Annotated in this window: 18 protein-coding genes and 1 tRNA gene; 1 reads left to right on the top strand and 18 read right to left on the bottom strand. The window is 37.0% G+C overall.

Annotated elements, in window-relative coordinates; all coding sequences use genetic code 11:
• Positions 1-7: 7 nt before the first annotated feature.
• From ACHJH3_RS00725 to ACHJH3_RS00640, 18 genes are all read right to left on the bottom strand, one after another.
• Positions 8-490, bottom strand: coding sequence for a FixH family protein (locus tag ACHJH3_RS00725; RefSeq protein ID WP_407063172.1), 483 nt, complete (start codon positions 488-490; stop codon positions 8-10).
• Positions 480-1,076 (bottom strand): hypothetical protein, encoded by a 597-nt coding sequence (locus ACHJH3_RS00720; RefSeq protein ID WP_407063171.1) that lies wholly within the window; start codon positions 1,074-1,076, stop codon positions 480-482. The genes ACHJH3_RS00725 and ACHJH3_RS00720 overlap by 11 nt, the downstream gene beginning before the upstream one ends.
• A gap of 101 nt (positions 1,077-1,177) precedes the next feature.
• The gene (locus ACHJH3_RS00715) at positions 1,178-1,390 is read right to left on the bottom strand and encodes a DUF4006 family protein (protein ID WP_407063170.1); all 213 of its coding nucleotides are present in this window, start codon (positions 1,388-1,390) and stop codon (positions 1,178-1,180) included.
• Between the two features lie 11 nt (positions 1,391-1,401).
• Positions 1,402-2,256 carry a cbb3-type cytochrome c oxidase N-terminal domain-containing protein gene (locus tag ACHJH3_RS00710; RefSeq protein ID WP_407063169.1) on the bottom strand — a complete coding sequence of 285 codons (855 nt, stop codon included), beginning with the start codon at positions 2,254-2,256 and terminating at the stop codon, positions 1,402-1,404.
• A 1-nt stretch (position 2,257) separates the two neighbouring features.
• Positions 2,258-2,476 carry a cytochrome c oxidase, cbb3-type, CcoQ subunit gene (locus tag ACHJH3_RS00705; RefSeq protein WP_172198082.1) on the bottom strand — a complete coding sequence of 73 codons (219 nt, stop codon included), beginning with the start codon at positions 2,474-2,476 and terminating at the stop codon, positions 2,258-2,260.
• Positions 2,477-2,484: 8 nt separating this feature from the next.
• Positions 2,485-3,150, bottom strand: a complete 666-nt coding sequence (gene ccoO / locus ACHJH3_RS00700; protein WP_407063168.1) for a cytochrome-c oxidase, cbb3-type subunit II — start codon at positions 3,148-3,150, stop codon at positions 2,485-2,487.
• Positions 3,143-4,636: a cytochrome-c oxidase, cbb3-type subunit I gene (gene ccoN, locus ACHJH3_RS00695; RefSeq protein ID WP_169941265.1), complete on the bottom strand. Its 1,494-nt coding sequence runs from the start codon at positions 4,634-4,636 to the stop codon at positions 3,143-3,145. The genes ccoO and ccoN overlap by 8 nt, the downstream gene beginning before the upstream one ends.
• Before the next feature lie 103 nt (positions 4,637-4,739).
• Entirely contained in the window at positions 4,740-5,414 is a 675-nt protein-coding gene (locus ACHJH3_RS00690; protein ID WP_169941263.1) for a response regulator transcription factor, read from the bottom strand.
• A gap of 12 nt (positions 5,415-5,426) precedes the next feature.
• Entirely contained in the window at positions 5,427-6,650 is a 1,224-nt protein-coding gene (locus tag ACHJH3_RS00685; protein ID WP_407063167.1) for a PAS domain-containing sensor histidine kinase, read from the bottom strand.
• A gap of 20 nt (positions 6,651-6,670) precedes the next feature.
• The gene (locus ACHJH3_RS00680) at positions 6,671-7,339 is read right to left on the bottom strand and encodes a sulfite exporter TauE/SafE family protein (RefSeq protein ID WP_169941259.1); all 669 of its coding nucleotides are present in this window, start codon (positions 7,337-7,339) and stop codon (positions 6,671-6,673) included.
• 5 nt (positions 7,340-7,344) lie between these two features.
• Positions 7,345-8,463, bottom strand: coding sequence for a glutamine-hydrolyzing carbamoyl-phosphate synthase small subunit (carA, locus tag ACHJH3_RS00675; RefSeq protein WP_407063166.1), 1,119 nt, complete (start codon positions 8,461-8,463; stop codon positions 7,345-7,347).
• Positions 8,463-9,014 carry a DUF507 family protein gene (locus ACHJH3_RS00670; RefSeq protein ID WP_169941255.1) on the bottom strand — a complete coding sequence of 184 codons (552 nt, stop codon included), beginning with the start codon at positions 9,012-9,014 and terminating at the stop codon, positions 8,463-8,465. Before ACHJH3_RS00670 ends, carA begins: the two co-directional genes overlap by 1 nt.
• A 57-nt stretch (positions 9,015-9,071) precedes the next feature.
• Complete coding sequence (locus tag ACHJH3_RS00665; RefSeq protein ID WP_407063165.1) at positions 9,072-9,659, bottom strand: MotE family protein; 588 nt, start codon at positions 9,657-9,659, stop codon at positions 9,072-9,074.
• Positions 9,656-10,084 carry a flagellar export protein FliJ gene (locus ACHJH3_RS00660; protein ID WP_407063164.1) on the bottom strand — a complete coding sequence of 143 codons (429 nt, stop codon included), beginning with the start codon at positions 10,082-10,084 and terminating at the stop codon, positions 9,656-9,658. Before ACHJH3_RS00660 ends, ACHJH3_RS00665 begins: the two co-directional genes overlap by 4 nt.
• Positions 10,081-11,331, bottom strand: coding sequence for an adenylosuccinate synthase (locus ACHJH3_RS00655; protein WP_407063163.1), 1,251 nt, complete (start codon positions 11,329-11,331; stop codon positions 10,081-10,083). Before ACHJH3_RS00655 ends, ACHJH3_RS00660 begins: the two co-directional genes overlap by 4 nt.
• A 20-nt stretch (positions 11,332-11,351) precedes the next feature.
• Entirely contained in the window at positions 11,352-12,212 is an 861-nt protein-coding gene (locus tag ACHJH3_RS00650) for an ATP phosphoribosyltransferase regulatory subunit (protein ID WP_407063162.1), read from the bottom strand.
• A 9-nt stretch (positions 12,213-12,221) separates the two neighbouring features.
• A complete protein-coding gene (locus ACHJH3_RS00645) occupies positions 12,222-16,118 on the bottom strand; it encodes a diguanylate cyclase domain-containing protein (RefSeq protein ID WP_407063161.1) in 3,897 nt (1,298 codons plus the stop codon).
• A 113-nt stretch (positions 16,119-16,231) separates the two neighbouring features.
• Positions 16,232-16,329: transfer RNA gene (locus tag ACHJH3_RS00640), tRNA-Sec, on the bottom strand.
• Positions 16,330-16,413: 84 nt separating this feature from the next.
• Here ACHJH3_RS00640 and ACHJH3_RS00635 point away from each other — a divergent pair.
• A complete protein-coding gene (locus ACHJH3_RS00635) occupies positions 16,414-17,004 on the top strand; it encodes a BON domain-containing protein (protein WP_407063160.1) in 591 nt (196 codons plus the stop codon).

Genomic DNA, 17,004 nt, shown 5'->3' with positions numbered 1-17,004 from the left:
CAGTTAGCTATCTAGTGGCGTTTATATCGAATTTATAAAACCCCGTATCCGCACCGTCATTTATCTTAAGCAAAATTTGCCATCTGCCCTCTTTGGCTAATTTTACCTTGGCTGTTTTTAAAACTTCCTTTTGTTGAGTTAAGCTTAACTCCTCGTTAAATTCGTTCGTTTCAGGCTTAGTAAGCAAAATTTGCGTTTTGAAATTCGGCACTTGGGCACTTTTAGGAGTGATTTTAAACTCAAACTCGCCCTCCATAGCCCTTGGATTTGGATTATCAAACGCAACTGCGTATTTGGCTTCAAAGCGTTTGTGAGTATCCCTTATCTCGTTTATGTTTTCATCGACATTTTGATATCTATCCATATAAAAGTTATCCATCTGCACTGGATTTTTAAGCGCGATAACGATAGTTGCGATGCAAGCTATCACTATGGCGATGATGGAAAGCACTATCGCGTGAGGCCAAAACGTCTTTGTGTTATTTTGCATTTCTTCTCCTAAATTTAGCAAACATTATCACGCCTATAACTAAAATAACCGACCCGTAAACGGCAAATCTTAAAATATCAAGCGTGATTTTATTTGAGCTGCCGATAGCATTTTCTAGTTTAACACCTTTTGATTTTGCGATCTGCTCGGCGATATCGGCATAGCCATTTAACATAGAAGCGTTATAAATATCCTTGCCGTTTTTTGAAGTAAGTATCGGAAGTATCGATCCACGAGCCGGATATGGGCTTAAAATTTGCTCTTTATCAAAAAGCTTTAGCGTATCTTCATCGGCAAAAATTTCAAGCTTATGCTCGCTCTTTGCAAGCATTAAAAATGCATACGGCGGCTTTAAATTTAACTCTTTAAATTTCTCGTTTATGCTTTTACCGCCCAAATTTTCAAAAATTCCAAGCCCCGCATAGATGCCGGTTTTTTCGCGTAACTCCTCACCGATAGTTGAAATTTTACTCTCAACTTTATCGCTTAGGATGTTTTGGTTAATAAGGACAATTTTATTTGCAAAAATAGGTGATAGAAAAAGGATAAGGGCGAGAAAAACGCCCTTAAAATTTAAAATTTTCATCCTACGAATAGATGATTTGGAGTTAGAACCGACCACGCGCAAATCGCTGCTGCGACGATAAGCAAAACAAGTATAGCTTTTTCTAAAATTGCCGACATAACCTACTCCTTAATTTTCACGTGCTTGGCGTTTTCAACGCTTTTCATCTGAATACCGCTTGGGTTTTCTAAGACATAAGGCTTTAGAGCAACCTCTTTTTGAGCCGAAATTCCAAGACAAGTAAGCACCGCCAAGATAGTAAGCAAAAGCACCGTGGCTATAAGCATACCAGTTACGCCGTTTAGCGCAAAAACGTTTCGATTTGTATTTTCCACTTGCCGCCTCCTTATTTGCTAAGCGAGAGTATATACTCGCCTACAGCTTTTTGCTGGATATCGTTTAGCCTGCCGTCGTCAAATTTAGGCATAGCGCCGATCGCGCCTTTTTTGCCACGTCTTAACACGTCCATCACAAACTCGCTAGTGCCATATTTTGTAAGATCGGGACTCATGCCGTCCATTCCTTTGCCATCATCCCCATGGCATGACGCACAGACCGCAAACTGCGCTCTGCCGACTTCAACTAAATCTTCATTGGATGTTTTTTTAATACCCGAAAGCTCTTTGGCTATGTAAGCGGCGATAGCTTTTGCACCCTCCTCATCGGCCATTCCTCCAGGCATTTCACCCATAGGATAATCAAGTCCTTTTGAGCCGTTTAATATCACATCGACAAGTGCTTTTTCGCTTCCCCATGCGGTAAGATCAGCCGCCTTTCCGTTAATGCCGTCAGCCGTTATGCCGTGACACGCAGAGCACTGAACCAAATAGATACTCTCGCCCATTGCGTGAAGAGTTTTTAGATCAGGGTTTGCCCACTCTTTTTCAAATTTGGCGTTCATAGTCTTAACCTCTTCGTTGTATTCGCCGATTTGAGAATACGAATTAAGCGGATAGCCCACCAAATAGTACCAAATCGCCCACACAAGAGTAAGCACAAACATCACCGCCCAACCTATAGGAAGAGGGTTTTTATACTCGCCTATACCGTCCCAATTATGCTCGCTAAGCTCTCCTTCGGATTTGCTCTCTTTCATCTGTTTCATATATTTGCCAACCACAAAAACGGTAAGCAAGATGATAGCCAATGCGCCGATAAGAGAGAGGAGATTGATATTGTCTTCTAAATTAAACCATTGCATTTTAACTTTCCTTTTTTGTATTATCCGAGGATACAGACTCTAAAATTTCGCTATCAAGGTTGTCGTTAAGTGCTAAATTCGAGTACTTCTCGTAGTTTCTTCTGCCCGTTTTTTCGGATTTATAAAGATGATAATAATAGCTATAAAGCACGATTACCAAAAATACGGTAAAGAAGAAAAATCCATAGCCCTGAAGCTCTCTTATAGTCTGCATATCCATCGTTTTTCCTATTTCAAGCTGTTTAAGTATGCGATTATTGCGACGATCTCTTTGATCTCGCCTCTTGCAAACGCATCTTTTACGCCTTGATCTTTCATCTCATCAACTATAGCCTGAGCCTCTTCTTTTACGATTGCTTGAGTCTCTTCCCAAGAACCAAGTTTAGGCATGTCCTCGGTATCGTAAGGAACTCCAAATACTTTTTTTGCAGTAACCGCTTCGCCGTAAGCCGTCTCTATGTCGGCATTGTTTTTAAACATATGCTTATAGGCAGGCATGATAGAGCCAGGAACTACGGATGTAGGATCTAGCATATGGTTTTCATGCCAGTCTGTCGTGCGGTAGTTGCCTACGCGTTTTAGATCAGGTCCGGTTCTTTTTGAACCCCAAAGATGAGGACGATCATAAGCATACTCGCCGCTTAGAGAATACATACCGTATCTATCGGTTTCAGATTTAAACGGACGGATCATCTGCGTATGGCAGGCGTTACAGCTGTCTTTCATGTAGATATGCTTGCCTGCAAGCTGAAGCACCGTAGGGGGCTTAACTCCCTCAAGCGGTCTTGCACGATTTGCAAAATCAGGCAAAATTTCGATAATGCCCGCATAAGCGATAACTATAAAAACCGCAACAGCAAAAAAGAATGGATTTTTTTCTAACCAACTAAACATTTTTTGCCTCCTTTACGCCACAGCAAATTCCTGCCGGGCTTGCATTTGCAGGCTCTTTATCAAGCACTCTTGCAGACATGGATTTGTAGATATTGTAAGTAAATATAAAAAATCCTATCAAGTAAAGCAGTCCGCCAACCGCTCTAATCCAATAATAAGGGATAAGAACCGTAACCGTATCTATAAATGAATAGGCTAAATTTCCAAACTGATCAGTCGCTCTCCACATCATACCTTGAGTGATGCCCGCCACCCACATTGACGCGAAATACAGCACGATACCCGTAGTTTGGATCCAGAACTGAACTTCCATTAAGGATTTTGAGTAAATTTCACGCTTCATAATGCGCGGAGTCATATGATAAAGTGCCGCCATAGTCATAAACCCAACCCATCCAAGAGTACCGTCATGAACGTGTCCCGGGATCCAATCCGTAAAGTGAGCAAGAGCGTTTACCGATTTGATAGAAAGGATCGGTCCTTCAAGCGTTGAGAACATATAAAAAGTTGAAGCCAAAATCATAAATTTGATCAACGGATTTTCACGAAGCTGAACCCACTCGCCCTTCATCGTAAGAAGCATGTTTATCGCAGAACCCCAAGACGGAAGGATAAGAACGATAGAAAATATCGATCCCATAGTCTGCATCCAGTCAGGAACGGTCGAGTAAATAAGGTGGTGTCCGCCCGCCCAAAGATAGACAAACATAAGTCCCCAGAATGCAAAAAGCGATAATTTATATGAAAATACAGGCTGTCCGCTCTCTTTTGGAAGAAAGTAATAAATTTGAGCTATGATTGCAACGGTAAATACGAAAGCAACCGCGTTGTGCCCGTACCACCACTGAACTAAAGCGTCGTTTGTGCCGGCATACATGGAAACCGAATGCCACCAGTCGCCGTATCCTGAAATAAATTTCGTAGGAACCGCCATATTGTTAAACAAATACAGCATAGCAACGCCAAGAAACGTAGCTATATAGTACCAAAGCGAGATATAAAGCGTCTTTTCACGGCGAATTCCGATAAGTCCAAATATACTAACACCCCAAAGAACCCACACCACAACTACGCCTATATCAAGCGGCCACTCAAGCTCGGCATACTCTTTTGATGTGCTAACACCTGCAAAAAGGCTGATTACGGCGACTATCATCAAAACCATATAGAGCCAAAAATGAAGCTTGCCGATAAACATCAAAAACGGCGATTCGTTCATAGAGACCTTTAAAACTCTTTGTCCTATGTAGTACCAAGTCGCAAAAATTCCCGAGAGCATAAATCCAAAGATAACGCCCGAGGTATGAAGCGGTCTAAGACGGCTGAAAGTTCCATATTCGCCAGCCAAGTAGTTCAGGTCAGGATATGCCATCTGAAACGCTATAATCACGCCGATAGCCATACCGATGATACCAAACAATATGGTTGCAAACATAAAATACTTAGCTACCGTGTAATCGTAGTTTAATGCATTTGATGGTCGCATTAAAAACCTCCTTTTCAAATTTATCACTTTAACGTAATTTTATAGTGATATTTTAAAGTAAATAATATATAAATATTCTTAAATTAAGCAAATTTTTATAAATTTATTTCAGATCTATCTTGTATCCAAGTCCCGGGATGTTTTTGATAAATTCCGCTCCAACTTTGTCTCTAACACGCTTTACAAAGGTTCTTATAGCAGCTTCGCTTACTTTTTCGCCAACCCAAACGACATTTTTTATCTCTTCAATCAAAACAAGAGTGCCAAGGCGCTTAACGAGTAAAGATATAAATGCAAGCTCTTTTTTCGTAAGGGCTATCTCCACTCCGTCTTTAACTAAAACTCTTTTGGTCTGATTGAAAAAATATCCATCCGCAATATCTATCAAGTTTGCACTTTCTATCTTTGATTTTGCTATGTTTTCAAGCACTGTAAAAAGCTCATCCATATCAATAGGCTTCATCAAATACTTATCTATGCCCACATCTATGGCTTTTAGCAGTCTTTCTTTCTCGCTAAATGCGCTTAGAACGATTATCGGAGTGTTTTTAGAAATTTCTTTTATCTCTTTTGACATATCAAGTCCGTCCATGATAGGCATGGCGATATCCGTTACCACGATATCAGGACTAAATTTCTTAAATTTCTTAAGCCCCTCATCTCCGTTGCCAGCAGTTATTACCTTCTTAAATTCGCTTGCAAAAACTTCGCCCATAGACTCTCTTACTCTATGTTCATCCTCTACCAAAAGTATTGTTAGATCTTTTAAATTTCCCATTATCCCTCTTTCTTAATTATCTTCGTCTGCAATAGGTAATCTTATCTCAAAGCAAGCTCCAAAGGGTTCGTTTCGCACATTTATACTTCCACACATGTTCTCAACTATAGTCTTAAGCATATATAGCCCTATACCTGTTCCTGCGCTTGGATGCTTAGTAGTAAAATAAGGCTCAAAAATTTTATCTATAATCTCATCTTTGATGCCGCCGCCGTTATCCAAAACCTGAATTATTACAAATTTATCCTCTATATTTATTGAAATGGTAACAACTTTATCATAATTTTTATCCTTCATCGCATCTTTTGCATTACTAAGCAAGATGATTATAGCTTGAGCAAGTTGCGAATGAAAGCCTAAAATTTCAGCTTCATTTTCCAAATTTAACTTTAGCTCAATGCCTTCTTTTTGATAGGTCTTTTCAACCATCTGCATAGCGTTTTTAACCGAAATCGAAGGCAAAAAAAGCTCCTTATCCCTATCCACGTTAAAGAAATTTCTAAACTCTTCAATAGTATGAGACATATCCTTGATAATCCGCTTTGAGTGATCATAGCCACTCTTAAACCTCTCATCATCCTTGCCCGCAGCCTCTTTGAGTTTAAAAAGCGTTATACTAAGCTCATTTAGAGGCTGCCTCCACTGATGAGCTATATTTGAAAGCATCTCTCCCATGCTCGCAAGACGAGATTGCACTATAAGCATCTTGGTTTTTTCTTCGTTTTTCTTTATCTCTTCTTGCACGAGTCGCTCTAAATTTTCATTTAGATTTAAAAGCTCTTTAGTCTGCTCTTTGACCCTTTTTTCAAGCGTTTTATTAAGATCCTCAAGCTCTTGTTTGGTCTTTAAAAGCTCGTTATTTAAATTTATCGTATCGGTTATGTCGTGACGGATTGCCACAAATTCTTCTATCTCGCCGCTTAAGTCCAAAATAGGAATTATGGTCGTATTTAGATAGACGTCTTTGCCGTCTTTAGTGCGGTTTCTAACGATAGCCTTATGAACTTTTTTGGCTAAAATCGTATTCCAAAGTTTTTTAAATACATTTTCATTAACTTCGGGATGGCGAACTATGTTGTGATTTGCACCGATAAGCTCCTCTCTTGAAAAGCCGGAAATTTTACAAAATTCATCGTTTACAAAGGTAATAATGCCGTTTATATCGGTTTTTGATACGATATTACTAGCCTCTATCGCCTCTTGATACTGCTTGAATTTCTTTTCTATTTTATTCATACTCTTAACTCTAATTTAATTTACTTCGTCGCCATAAATCCCAAAAACGCCAAATAAATACCGTATCCTACGATCAAAACGCCGGATACGTAAAGCATAAAATTCCTAAATTTATCACTTAGCAGTTTAAACAAAAGAGCATACGTACTCATCATAACCAAACTAACAGCGCCAAAAAGTCCCATCACAAAAGCTCCTTTTGCTGCACTTCCTGAAGCGATGGCAAGCGCTAGGAAATAATACACCACGCCGCAAGGCAAAAAACCGTTTAAAAACCCAAGTATCAAAAAGCCAAATTTGCTCTTCTTAGATATCAAAGCTCGCATATTTGAGTTTATAAACTTATAAAACGGCGAATTTGTCTCGATCAAATTTAAAATTTTCCCGCGACGAATAAGCGCGATTCCTAAAATCACTAAAAAAACTCCAAGAGCAAAAAACAGATATCCTCTTGCCTTTAAAGAGAGCACAAACACTCCTCCAAATGCACCAAAAATAGCACCTTGCAGGATATATGCGCTAACTCTTGAAGCATTATAGCCTACAATGACAAATATATTTTTTACTGATTTTTTTTGATCTAAAAAGCTTGAAAGTGCGATTACAAAGCCTCCACACATTCCTGTGCAGTGGGCCAGTGAGCTAGATAGCGCAACGGTTATGATCGAAAAAACTGTCGCACTATCCATAAATTTTATAAAATTTCAACAAATTGCTTAAATATATACTTGCTCTCATTTGGTCCTGAACTAGCTTCAGGGTGATGCTGGACGGAAAATACGGGGTAGTCTTTGTATTTAACCCCTTCGATAGTGCCGTCAAATAAATTCTTGTGAGTTATTTCGGCAACCTCGCAAATGTTTTCCGGCACGTTGTAGTTATGATTTTGCGCTGTAATTTCAACGCTTTTTGTGTCTAAATTTATAACAGGGTGATTTGCGCCGTGCTGTCCGAATTTAAGCTTGTAAGTCTCGTAACCAAACGCATTGCTAAGCAGCTGATGTCCAAGGCAAATTCCAAATATCGGCATTTTAGCTTCAACTAAAATTTTTATCTGCTCTATCTCGGTTTTTAAGCTCTTTGGCTCGCCCGGTCCGTTTGATAAAAATACGCCGTGAATTTCGCCTTTTTTAAACTTGTCTATTAAAATTTCAGCCTTCGTATCGTAAGGATAAACCTCAACATCAAGACCAACTTCACAAAGCTCGTTTAGTATATTTCTTTTAACGCCAAAATCAATTACCGCGACTTTTTTGCCGACATTTTTTGAAGACTCAAAAGGTTTTTGTCCGTATTTGCAAGGTGATTTTTCATAAGAGTAAATTTCTTTTGTGCTAACCTCTTTGACATAGTTTATTTCGGATATATCAGGCGACGCTTCAAGGCGTCTTTTAAGCTCGTCTTTATCGCTAATTTCAGTTGATATAAAGGCTCTAATATTACCTTTATCTCTTAAAATTTTAGTAAGATAGCGAGTATCCACGTCATAAACGCCGAATTTGCCCTTTGATTCGAAAAATTCGGCTAAATTCTTTTGAGAGCGGAAATTTGAAGTCATCTCGTTATAGCTTCTCATGATAACGCCGCTTGCATAAATATGAGAGCTTTCCATATCGTCGTCATTTGTGCCCACTATACCGATTTCAGGCATAGTAAATACTATAAACTGCCCGGCATAGCTTGGATCGCTCATTATCTCTTGATAACCGCTCATGGATGTGTTAAAGACTAGTTCGCCAAATGCGCTTCCGCCCTTACCAAAAGCTTTAGCTTCTAAAAATACGCCGTTTTCAAGATAGATATAAGCTTTCATTAAAGCATTCCTTTTTTTCTTAGCTCTTCTTCATAAAGTTTTTCAAACACGATATCATACTCTTCGGTACCTGGTATCAGCTTGCGCTTATAGTTATCAATCTTTGCAATAACCTCATCTTCAAGCTTTTCGTAGGTTTTGATATAGTTTTCTATCGAGCCGTAAATTATGTTTTTAATTCTATTTTCAGAAACGGTATAGTCCATCAGGCTTTTTTTCCAAGCGGCCTCAAGGATAAGGTGAGCAACGTTATTAAAACGATCTTCATAAGCAAGTATCACGTTATACTCTTTTGCGAGTTTTTTCTTAACGAGCCAAAACATATTTTTTCGATCCACTTGCATAAATTCCATCTCGTTTTCATTCTCTTCCAAGACCTCATTAACTCGCTCTTCAAGCGCTCTTTCGCGGTTTAAATCATCATCTAAAATTTCTTTAGCAAGAGCTGCAAGAGGCTCAACGCCTTTATTTAAAGTAACAAATCCGGATTTTAATAGATCAATTGCGATTTTTTGTGCAATATAGGGAGTGTGTGGTAGTTTAATACGCATATTTACCTCTCTTTTTGGCTGAATTTTAGCCAAAAAAAGGTAAAAGTAGGTTAAATTTTAAAAATTTAGCAGATTTCCCGCAGGTCCTTCGGGCGAACTCTCACTGCCTGAAGTCGCGTTTGATTCGCTATGCATAAACGGCGGACCCTTTTGAAGCAGCAATGTTATCTCCGAAGCTATATTAGGCGGCATTTTAGCCATGATAGTTGAAATTTTTTTAGGAGCTAGCGCATACATTATAGTAGCGGCATTTGCTCTATCCATAGCGCTTAGCACGTCGGCGGCGGATTGATCCTTCATCTTGCCGTAAGCTTCGCTAACCTTATCGGTAGTCATCGTCTTAAGCTCGGCTAAAATTTCATCGTTTCTCTTGAGCAAATTTTCGATATCTTTCTTTTTCGCTTCGATTTTTTCGAGCGTTGCGTTTATCTCGGCTTCTTTTTTAGCAAGTTGGGTATTGCGCTCGTTAAATAGAGCTTTTGACGAAGCCTGAAATGCCTCAAGTCCTTGTTTGGCTTCATCTATCTTTTCAACTTCTTTTAAAAGCTCGGCTTTTCTGGATTCAAATATAGAAACACAATCAACCGGCACTTCAAAACCAAAAATAGCCAAATTTAGTAGCGATAAAATTAAAATTTTTTTCAATTCCCACTCTCTTTAAGATAGGTGTGTCTGATAGAGCCGAATTCATCAAGCATATTTTGCTCGGCTCTTTTTATCTTGGCGATTTGAGATTTAAAATCCTCGCTTTCAAGATACTTGATCTTTTCATACTCTAAATTTGCGTTTTTATATTGGTGCTCATAGTGCATTATGCTTTTTTTGGTAAGCTCAAGCCTTTGAGTTAAAATTTCTTTTTCCTTGCGAGCCAAATTTAAAAGCTCCAAAGAGCTTTTCATTTGCGAAATTTGACCGCTTTGGGGCAGCTTTATGGAGGCTATCTGCTCGTTTGCTTCAGCGATAAACCCCTCTATCATCACGGCTTCAGCCCTACTTCTTGCAAGACGCATGCCTATTTTATCCAAATTTTGTTTTTTTACTTTTATGATTTGGCTAAATTTGCTCTTCATCTTATGATAGTATCTTCTCTTTCAGGGCTCGTAGAGATGATGCCTACTCTAACTCCGGTTAGCTCCTCTATGCGTCTTATGTAAGCCTTTGCATTTTCAGGAAGGTCTTTAAATTCACGCACGCCGACTACGCTATCCCAACCGTCAAGCTCTTCGTAAACCGGCTTTACGTTTTCCAAATCGGTAGGAAAACAATCCGTTTCCCTGCCCTTGTACTCATACGCTCTGCAAATTTTAACCTTGCTAAATCCATCAAGCACGTCAAGCTTCATAAGCGCAAATTTATCCACTCCGTCAAGTCTGGCAGCGTATCTTACGGCAACCGCATCAAACCAACCACAGCGTCTTCTTCTGCCTGTCGTAGTGCCGACTTCCTTACCCACATCACACATACGATCGCCATCTTTTCCAAAGTCTTCAGACGGGAAAGCTCCGTTGCCAACGCGAGTAGTGTAAGCTTTGATGATACCGATTACCTCTCCTACTTCTTTAGGGTTTATGCCTATACCTGCGCAACTACCTGCGGTTACGGTGTTTGAGCTGGTTACATAAGGATAGGTGCCGTGATCTATATCAAGCAAGGTTCCTTGCGCACCTTCAAGCAATATCTTTTTATTATTGTCAAGCTCTTTCCAAACAAGCCTTGTGGTGTTGGTTATAAATTTCGCCAGTTTCTCTTTATAAAATTTAAGCTCTTTTAAAAGCTCCTCTTCGCTTGGAATTTCTATTTCAAGCGCGTCAAGAAAGCACCTGTTTTCTTCAAAATCACTCATTATAGCCTTGGAAAGTTTATCAGGATCGTTTAGTTCGCCCATTCTATGACCGCTTCTGCTTATCTTATCGCTATAAGCAGGTCCTATGCCTTTGCCTGTAGTTCCTATGGCGTTTTTGCCTTTTAAACGCTCTTTTGCACGATCTATGAGTGCGTGATGAGGTAAATTTAAATGCGCCTTGTCACTTATAAAAAATCTTCCCTCAAGATCCTCAAACTGCTCAAGCTCTTTAATTAAAAACTCAGGACTTACTACGACACCGTTGCCGATCACGTTTATAATATTTCTATGCAAAATTCCCGAAGGCACAAGGTGAAGCGCGTATTTTACGCCGTTTGTCCAGATGGTATGACCGGCGTTGTGTCCACCTTGACACCTGCAAACCACATCGTACTTGGCACTTAGCATATCAACTATCTTGCCTTTTCCCTCGTCTCCCCATTGAACTCCGACTACAATATCAGCTTTAGTCATCTTAAATCCTTGATTAGTTTTTATTTCAAATTTTCTAATAAAGCGTCGGTATAAACACCAAAACCGCTACTTTTAATGCCTTCTATATCGTAATTTCCGCCGCCGCTTAAAATTTGATTACCGCTTAAAAATCTAAAAAACAGATTATCGTAATATCTCATTTTAGAGTAGTATAACGGCACTATTCTTAAATTTTCATATCGCGACAGACTCGCAAGCTCTTTTATCTCGCAAAGAGGCTCTTTTAACTCATTTGGCACCATGCTTAAAATTTCTTCGATGTCTTTAATCGAATTTGCAAAAACAAGCTTTCTTAGCCACTCTTTATCCTGATTTAGAATTTTCTCAAGCTCGCCATGCTCAAATATACTAATAGGCAAATTTAAAAGTTCGCATACGATATGAGGTATCTTTATGTGGCTTATTTGAAGATAGGGTTTTAAATTTAACCTTTCAAAGAGACTTTTAGCGATATTTACGCTTGTTATAAGATCTTTTTCGCCTATTAACTCGGCTCCTATCTGATAAAATTCGCTACTTGGGTATTTAAAAATCGGCTGGATATAAAACCATCTTTTCGGCTCGCTATCTTTTAGCCTTCTTAGCACTATCCTTACGACATCGACGGTGCTATCGGCTCTTAAGCTTACTTCGTGATTTGCATGATCGCTAAATCTAAGAAGTTGAGTAGGAGCTACGCTTAAGTGCTGATGGTGTGAAAAATAAGGCGTTACTATCTCATTAAAGCTGTTTTGGGTTAAAATTTCACTGGCTATACTTTCAACTTCTCGCTTAAGAGATGCGCTCTTGCCGAAATAAAGCCTGCTTCCTACCGGGATCTCATGCTCAAATATATTTGCGTCAAAATTTTTAAACTCCATAGCCCGTCCTTACTCTAAATCAAGCAGCTTATCTCGCTTAGTTTTTAAATTTAACACAAGTTTAGAGATATCTTGCTTGCTGTCAAGATTTGTCAAAATATTCATGATTATATCGCTTATCTCTACATGAATGGCTACTTTGTGCGTATCCTCTATATGTTTTTTATAAGAACTTATCATTGCGTTTGAATACTCTTTAGCAAAGACCTCGGTATCGAATTTTGCCAAATTTTTAGAGCTTAACATATCAAGTAAGCTTCTTATCCAAACTCTATGCATAACGGCTAAATTACACCATATCATATCCGTTTCGCTTAGCGCTTTTAACTTTTTGAACTGTTCAGGAATTTTATATCCCTCATACCACTTTTGAATACTGTCAAATTTAATAGGAGGGGTAATATATCCGCCTTGAAGATTCTCGTAGCCGGCCTTTATAAGCAAAGACATGCTACCTGCGGTTTCAACTCCCTTGGCTATAACATCTTTAGAAAAAGCATTTGAAAGAGTAAGTATAGTACGAAGAATAATAAGACTATCGGCGCCATTTACCGCACTTAGACTTAAATATTTAGATACTTTCAGTCTATCTGCATATATATCTTTTAAAATTTGCAATGAGGCGGAGTTTGAACCGAATTCATCCAGTGCAAAAGTAATGCCTCTTTCTATATAGATATCTAAAATTTCATCCGCATCTTCAGGCTGCTTAAATGAATTTGAGTTGTTTATATTAAATTCTATCATATTAATATTATCGCAATTTTCACTCTCTAATAGCAATTTGAACTTCTCTATAAAACTCATCTTATACAATAACTCAAGAGTAACGTTTATGCTTATTTTTAAATTTAGCCCATAATCTTCAGCAAGAATACTTTGATCTCTTAATACGTTCTTAATATTCCAAATAACCAGATCATCATATATGTAGTCTTTAGAAACGACAGGCAAAATTTCATCGCTTAATATAGAAGAGTTATTTGATTTCCATTTGATAAAAGATTCAATACTTGAAATTTTACCCGTCTTAATATTAATGATAGGCTGATATACTATTAAAAAGTCATTATTCGTAAGGCTTGTCGCTATTCTATCGGCTACAGCATAATAATCTCTAAAATTTTTATCCGTTACCGGATTAAATATATAATATTTATTTTTACCGGATAGCTTTGACTGATACATTGCCCAATCGGCTTGCTCTAAAAGAATATCTTGCTTAACCTCTGTTTTTTGAGGATATAAGCTTACGCCTATACTTACGCTTACTTTTAGTCTTTTGTAATTTATAAATATGTCTTTATTGGCAGCTCTTAGTATGTTATTTAGTATCTGCTCAACTTGTTTTTTATCATATAAATCACCTATAATAGCTACAAACTCATCTCCTCCTATTCTAGCAAGAGTGTCGGAGCTTTTAATAACGCTATTTATATTTCTTGTCGCTTCGATTAGAAATTGATCTCCTATGGTATGCCCATAAAGATCGTTAATAGGTTTAAAGTCATCTATGTCTATATAAACCAGCATCAAAAACGTATTTGATTGTATCGCATGCCTAATTGACTCTTCAAGTTTTCTAGAAAATAAAAATCTATTTGGAAGTTTTGTGAGAGGATCATAGTATGCTATCTGTTCAAGTCTATCCTCCCTGGCCTTCATTCTTGTAATATCTGAAAAAATAGCCAAAAAGTACTCTATACCCCCACTACCGTTATAAATCGCACTTATTGTTAAAAATTCAAGATATTTCTCGCCATTTTTTCGCTTATTCCATATATTACCGCTCCAATAACCCGTTTCAACTATTTTTTTCCAAAGAGATGAGTAAAATTTCTGATCATGAACTCCTGATTTTAAAATCCCCGTACTACTACCTATAGACTCTTCTTTGCTAAAGCCAGTAATTTCTGTAAATGCATCATTTACATCTATAAATTTAGCATCCGTACTTACTATAGCAATTCCCTCTTTTGAATGTAAAAATAAATTTGAAACTATATTTTTATATTTGTGTGCAATTGCTCTATAGTCTTTTACTGTGCGCTTTTTACTAAGCTCTATTGTCTTTTGTATTTCTGTGTTTTCATTTTCTATGCGAGATATAAGTTCGTTATTTATAAAATAACCTATTACCTCATCCACATATCTACCGTCTTTTGAGATAAATTTAATAAATATATTACAAACAATAACCTCTAAATTTTTCTTAACAAGCCTGCACACATGTAAAGATTCATAATCTTTCTTTGCGAAATTTAAACTAAAAACACGTAGTTTTATATTAAATTCATTAAACACCTTATCGAAATCCTCAGGATGTATAATGTCTCTAAAGTTAAAACTATCGCTTAGCATCTCTTCGATCTTATAGCCTAGAACTATCTCGCTATTTGGCGAAACACTTAGGATCTCTTCTAAAAAATTATTTTTCCAAGAAACGGTAAACATAGGGGAGTACAAATTGGTCTTGTTTTCATTATCTAAATTTCTTTTAACCAAATTTGAATACGTTATATCGTTTATGATACAAAAGCCTATTTTATATCCGCTTAAATCTATACTCTTCTTACTGATCAAGATATCTTTAATCTCAGAATTGGCAAGTCTATGTTTGGTTTCATAAACCATCATATCATCGTCATTGCTGTAAGAGATGATATTCATATCCTTTACATCTATAGCATTTAAAGAGTTTAAATTTTTGCCGTTCATCTCATCTTGACTAAATCCATAAAATTCCAAAGCCTTAGAGCTCGCCTCTATAATACCCCCTGTTTTTAGGTCGATAAGCAGTATAAGAAGAGGGCCTTTTTTAAACAAATAGCCAAATTTTCGTTCATACTCCAAATAAGTAGCTTTTCTCTCTTCAAAGTCCTTGTTTATCTTAACTATACTACCTATAATATCATTAAAATCTTTTATATACTCAGAATCGGGATATCCGGTTATACTCTCTTCATTTTCAACTTTTTTTATCAGTTTTTTTATCGTAAGTATAGGCTTAACTATACTGTCTCTAGTTGATCCTACGTCAATTAATATAAAAAATAAGCATAAAAATAAAAACGTAACACATATCAAAATAAACCAAAAATTTTCCATAAATATGCTGTCAAATGAGCGATAAGTAACCACGGCTACTCCATCTTCCGGCATAAAACTAATCATATATATGTCAAAATTTTTAGATCCGAAATCACTTATTTTAATACCGTTATCCGATAGATAATCATCTTCCACATCATAAAGATCAAATATAGTCTTATTTTTTAAAACCAGATCAATATCTTGATGAAATAAAATTTTTCCATCTTTATCTATAATAAAAGAGTTTGCTCGCTCATCATCATATGTCTGCATGAGCTCCTCATATACAAAATCGTATTTAATTTCGGAAATTAAAAATTTTTCACTTTCAAGCTCTTTGACTATAAACCTACGAGGAACATCGCTAGCATGAAAACTAAATTCGGACTTATAGATTCCGCCTGCAAGATTTCCATTCCAAGGCTGAGAAGCAAAGAATTCTCTATGATGTTTATTTATTTTTCTTTCTTCCAAAGTTGAAAATTTAATATTACCTTGACCGTCCACTATATAAAGAGCATAACACTCCTGCCTACTATTTAAAGCATAGTTTATAACAGTCTTAGAATCCATATTTTCAGACAATATATATCTTTGTAAAAGCCCTAGTTCGATACTTATATTCTCTGATTTATAGATGAGTGTATTTTTTAAATGCTGATTATTTGAATAAAGATTCTCTTTTACATCATAAAATTTTAGACTAATTCCAAATATAATAATGCAAAAAATGGCTACAGTAGTTATTAAATTTGCAAAATATATCTTATTTAAAACGGTGAAAGATAAATTTTTATTTTTATACAAAAACATAACCGACTAATTCCTAAATTTATAAAGACTCCATTAAACTATCGTATTATATCGGATTTTTCTTTTTTTAATATAATTTAAACATTAAAATAAAAATGTAATTAGTTAGGAATTGGCGAGAGGATGAGAGAATCGAACTCCCCACGAAGCGGTCAACCGCCCCGTCATCGGATTTGAAGTCCGCGAGCGCCACCAGATCGCTTTATCCTCCAAAGACTATGTGGATTATATCAGATTTATATAAATTTTAGTTTGAATTTTATACGATTTCAGGCAAATTATTAACGAGTTGTTTATGAAATTTAGATTTGTATTTATAAATTTGTTTTTTGCACTGTTTTTAAACGGATGTTTAGAAATTTTTACCAGCATCCCATCTCCGCTTACAGGACTAAACGTCTATGACGCATATCTCATCTCTCAAGACGAGCGAGGAATTTACGCAATAACAAAAGACAAGGTTATCAAAACAAAAATTCAAAGCAAAATTTTAGCCTCATCGGGACTTAGCAACCTTGATATCGACGTAGAGAGCTTTTACGGCAACGTCTATCTAATAGGCATAGTGCCTGATATGGATCATAAAACAAAACTCATAAATTTAGCCAAAGATACCGCCGAGGTTGAAAAAATTTACACTTATATAAGATTTCCAAGCGACGAAAAAGAGTGCAAAAGTAACCTAAACATAATGCTTGCGCTTAAAAACAACCTCTTTGCCGATAGCAAAATAAGCGGCACTAGCGTAAGGGTTAGCGTAGTGCAATGCAATGTCGTATTTACAGGCATAATAACCGATATTGAGCAAGAAAAGCATGCGATATGGTATGCTAAGCATATCGAAGGCGTAAATGACGTTTATTCGTTTTTAAGAGTTATAAAGTAA

The sequence above is a fragment of the Campylobacter canis genome (assembly GCF_045504005.1).
GTDB lineage: Bacteria > Campylobacterota > Campylobacteria > Campylobacterales > Campylobacteraceae > Campylobacter_A > Campylobacter_A canis.
Note: the sequence above shows the minus strand (reverse complement) of the source record. Positions and strands in the feature narration are given on the sequence as shown.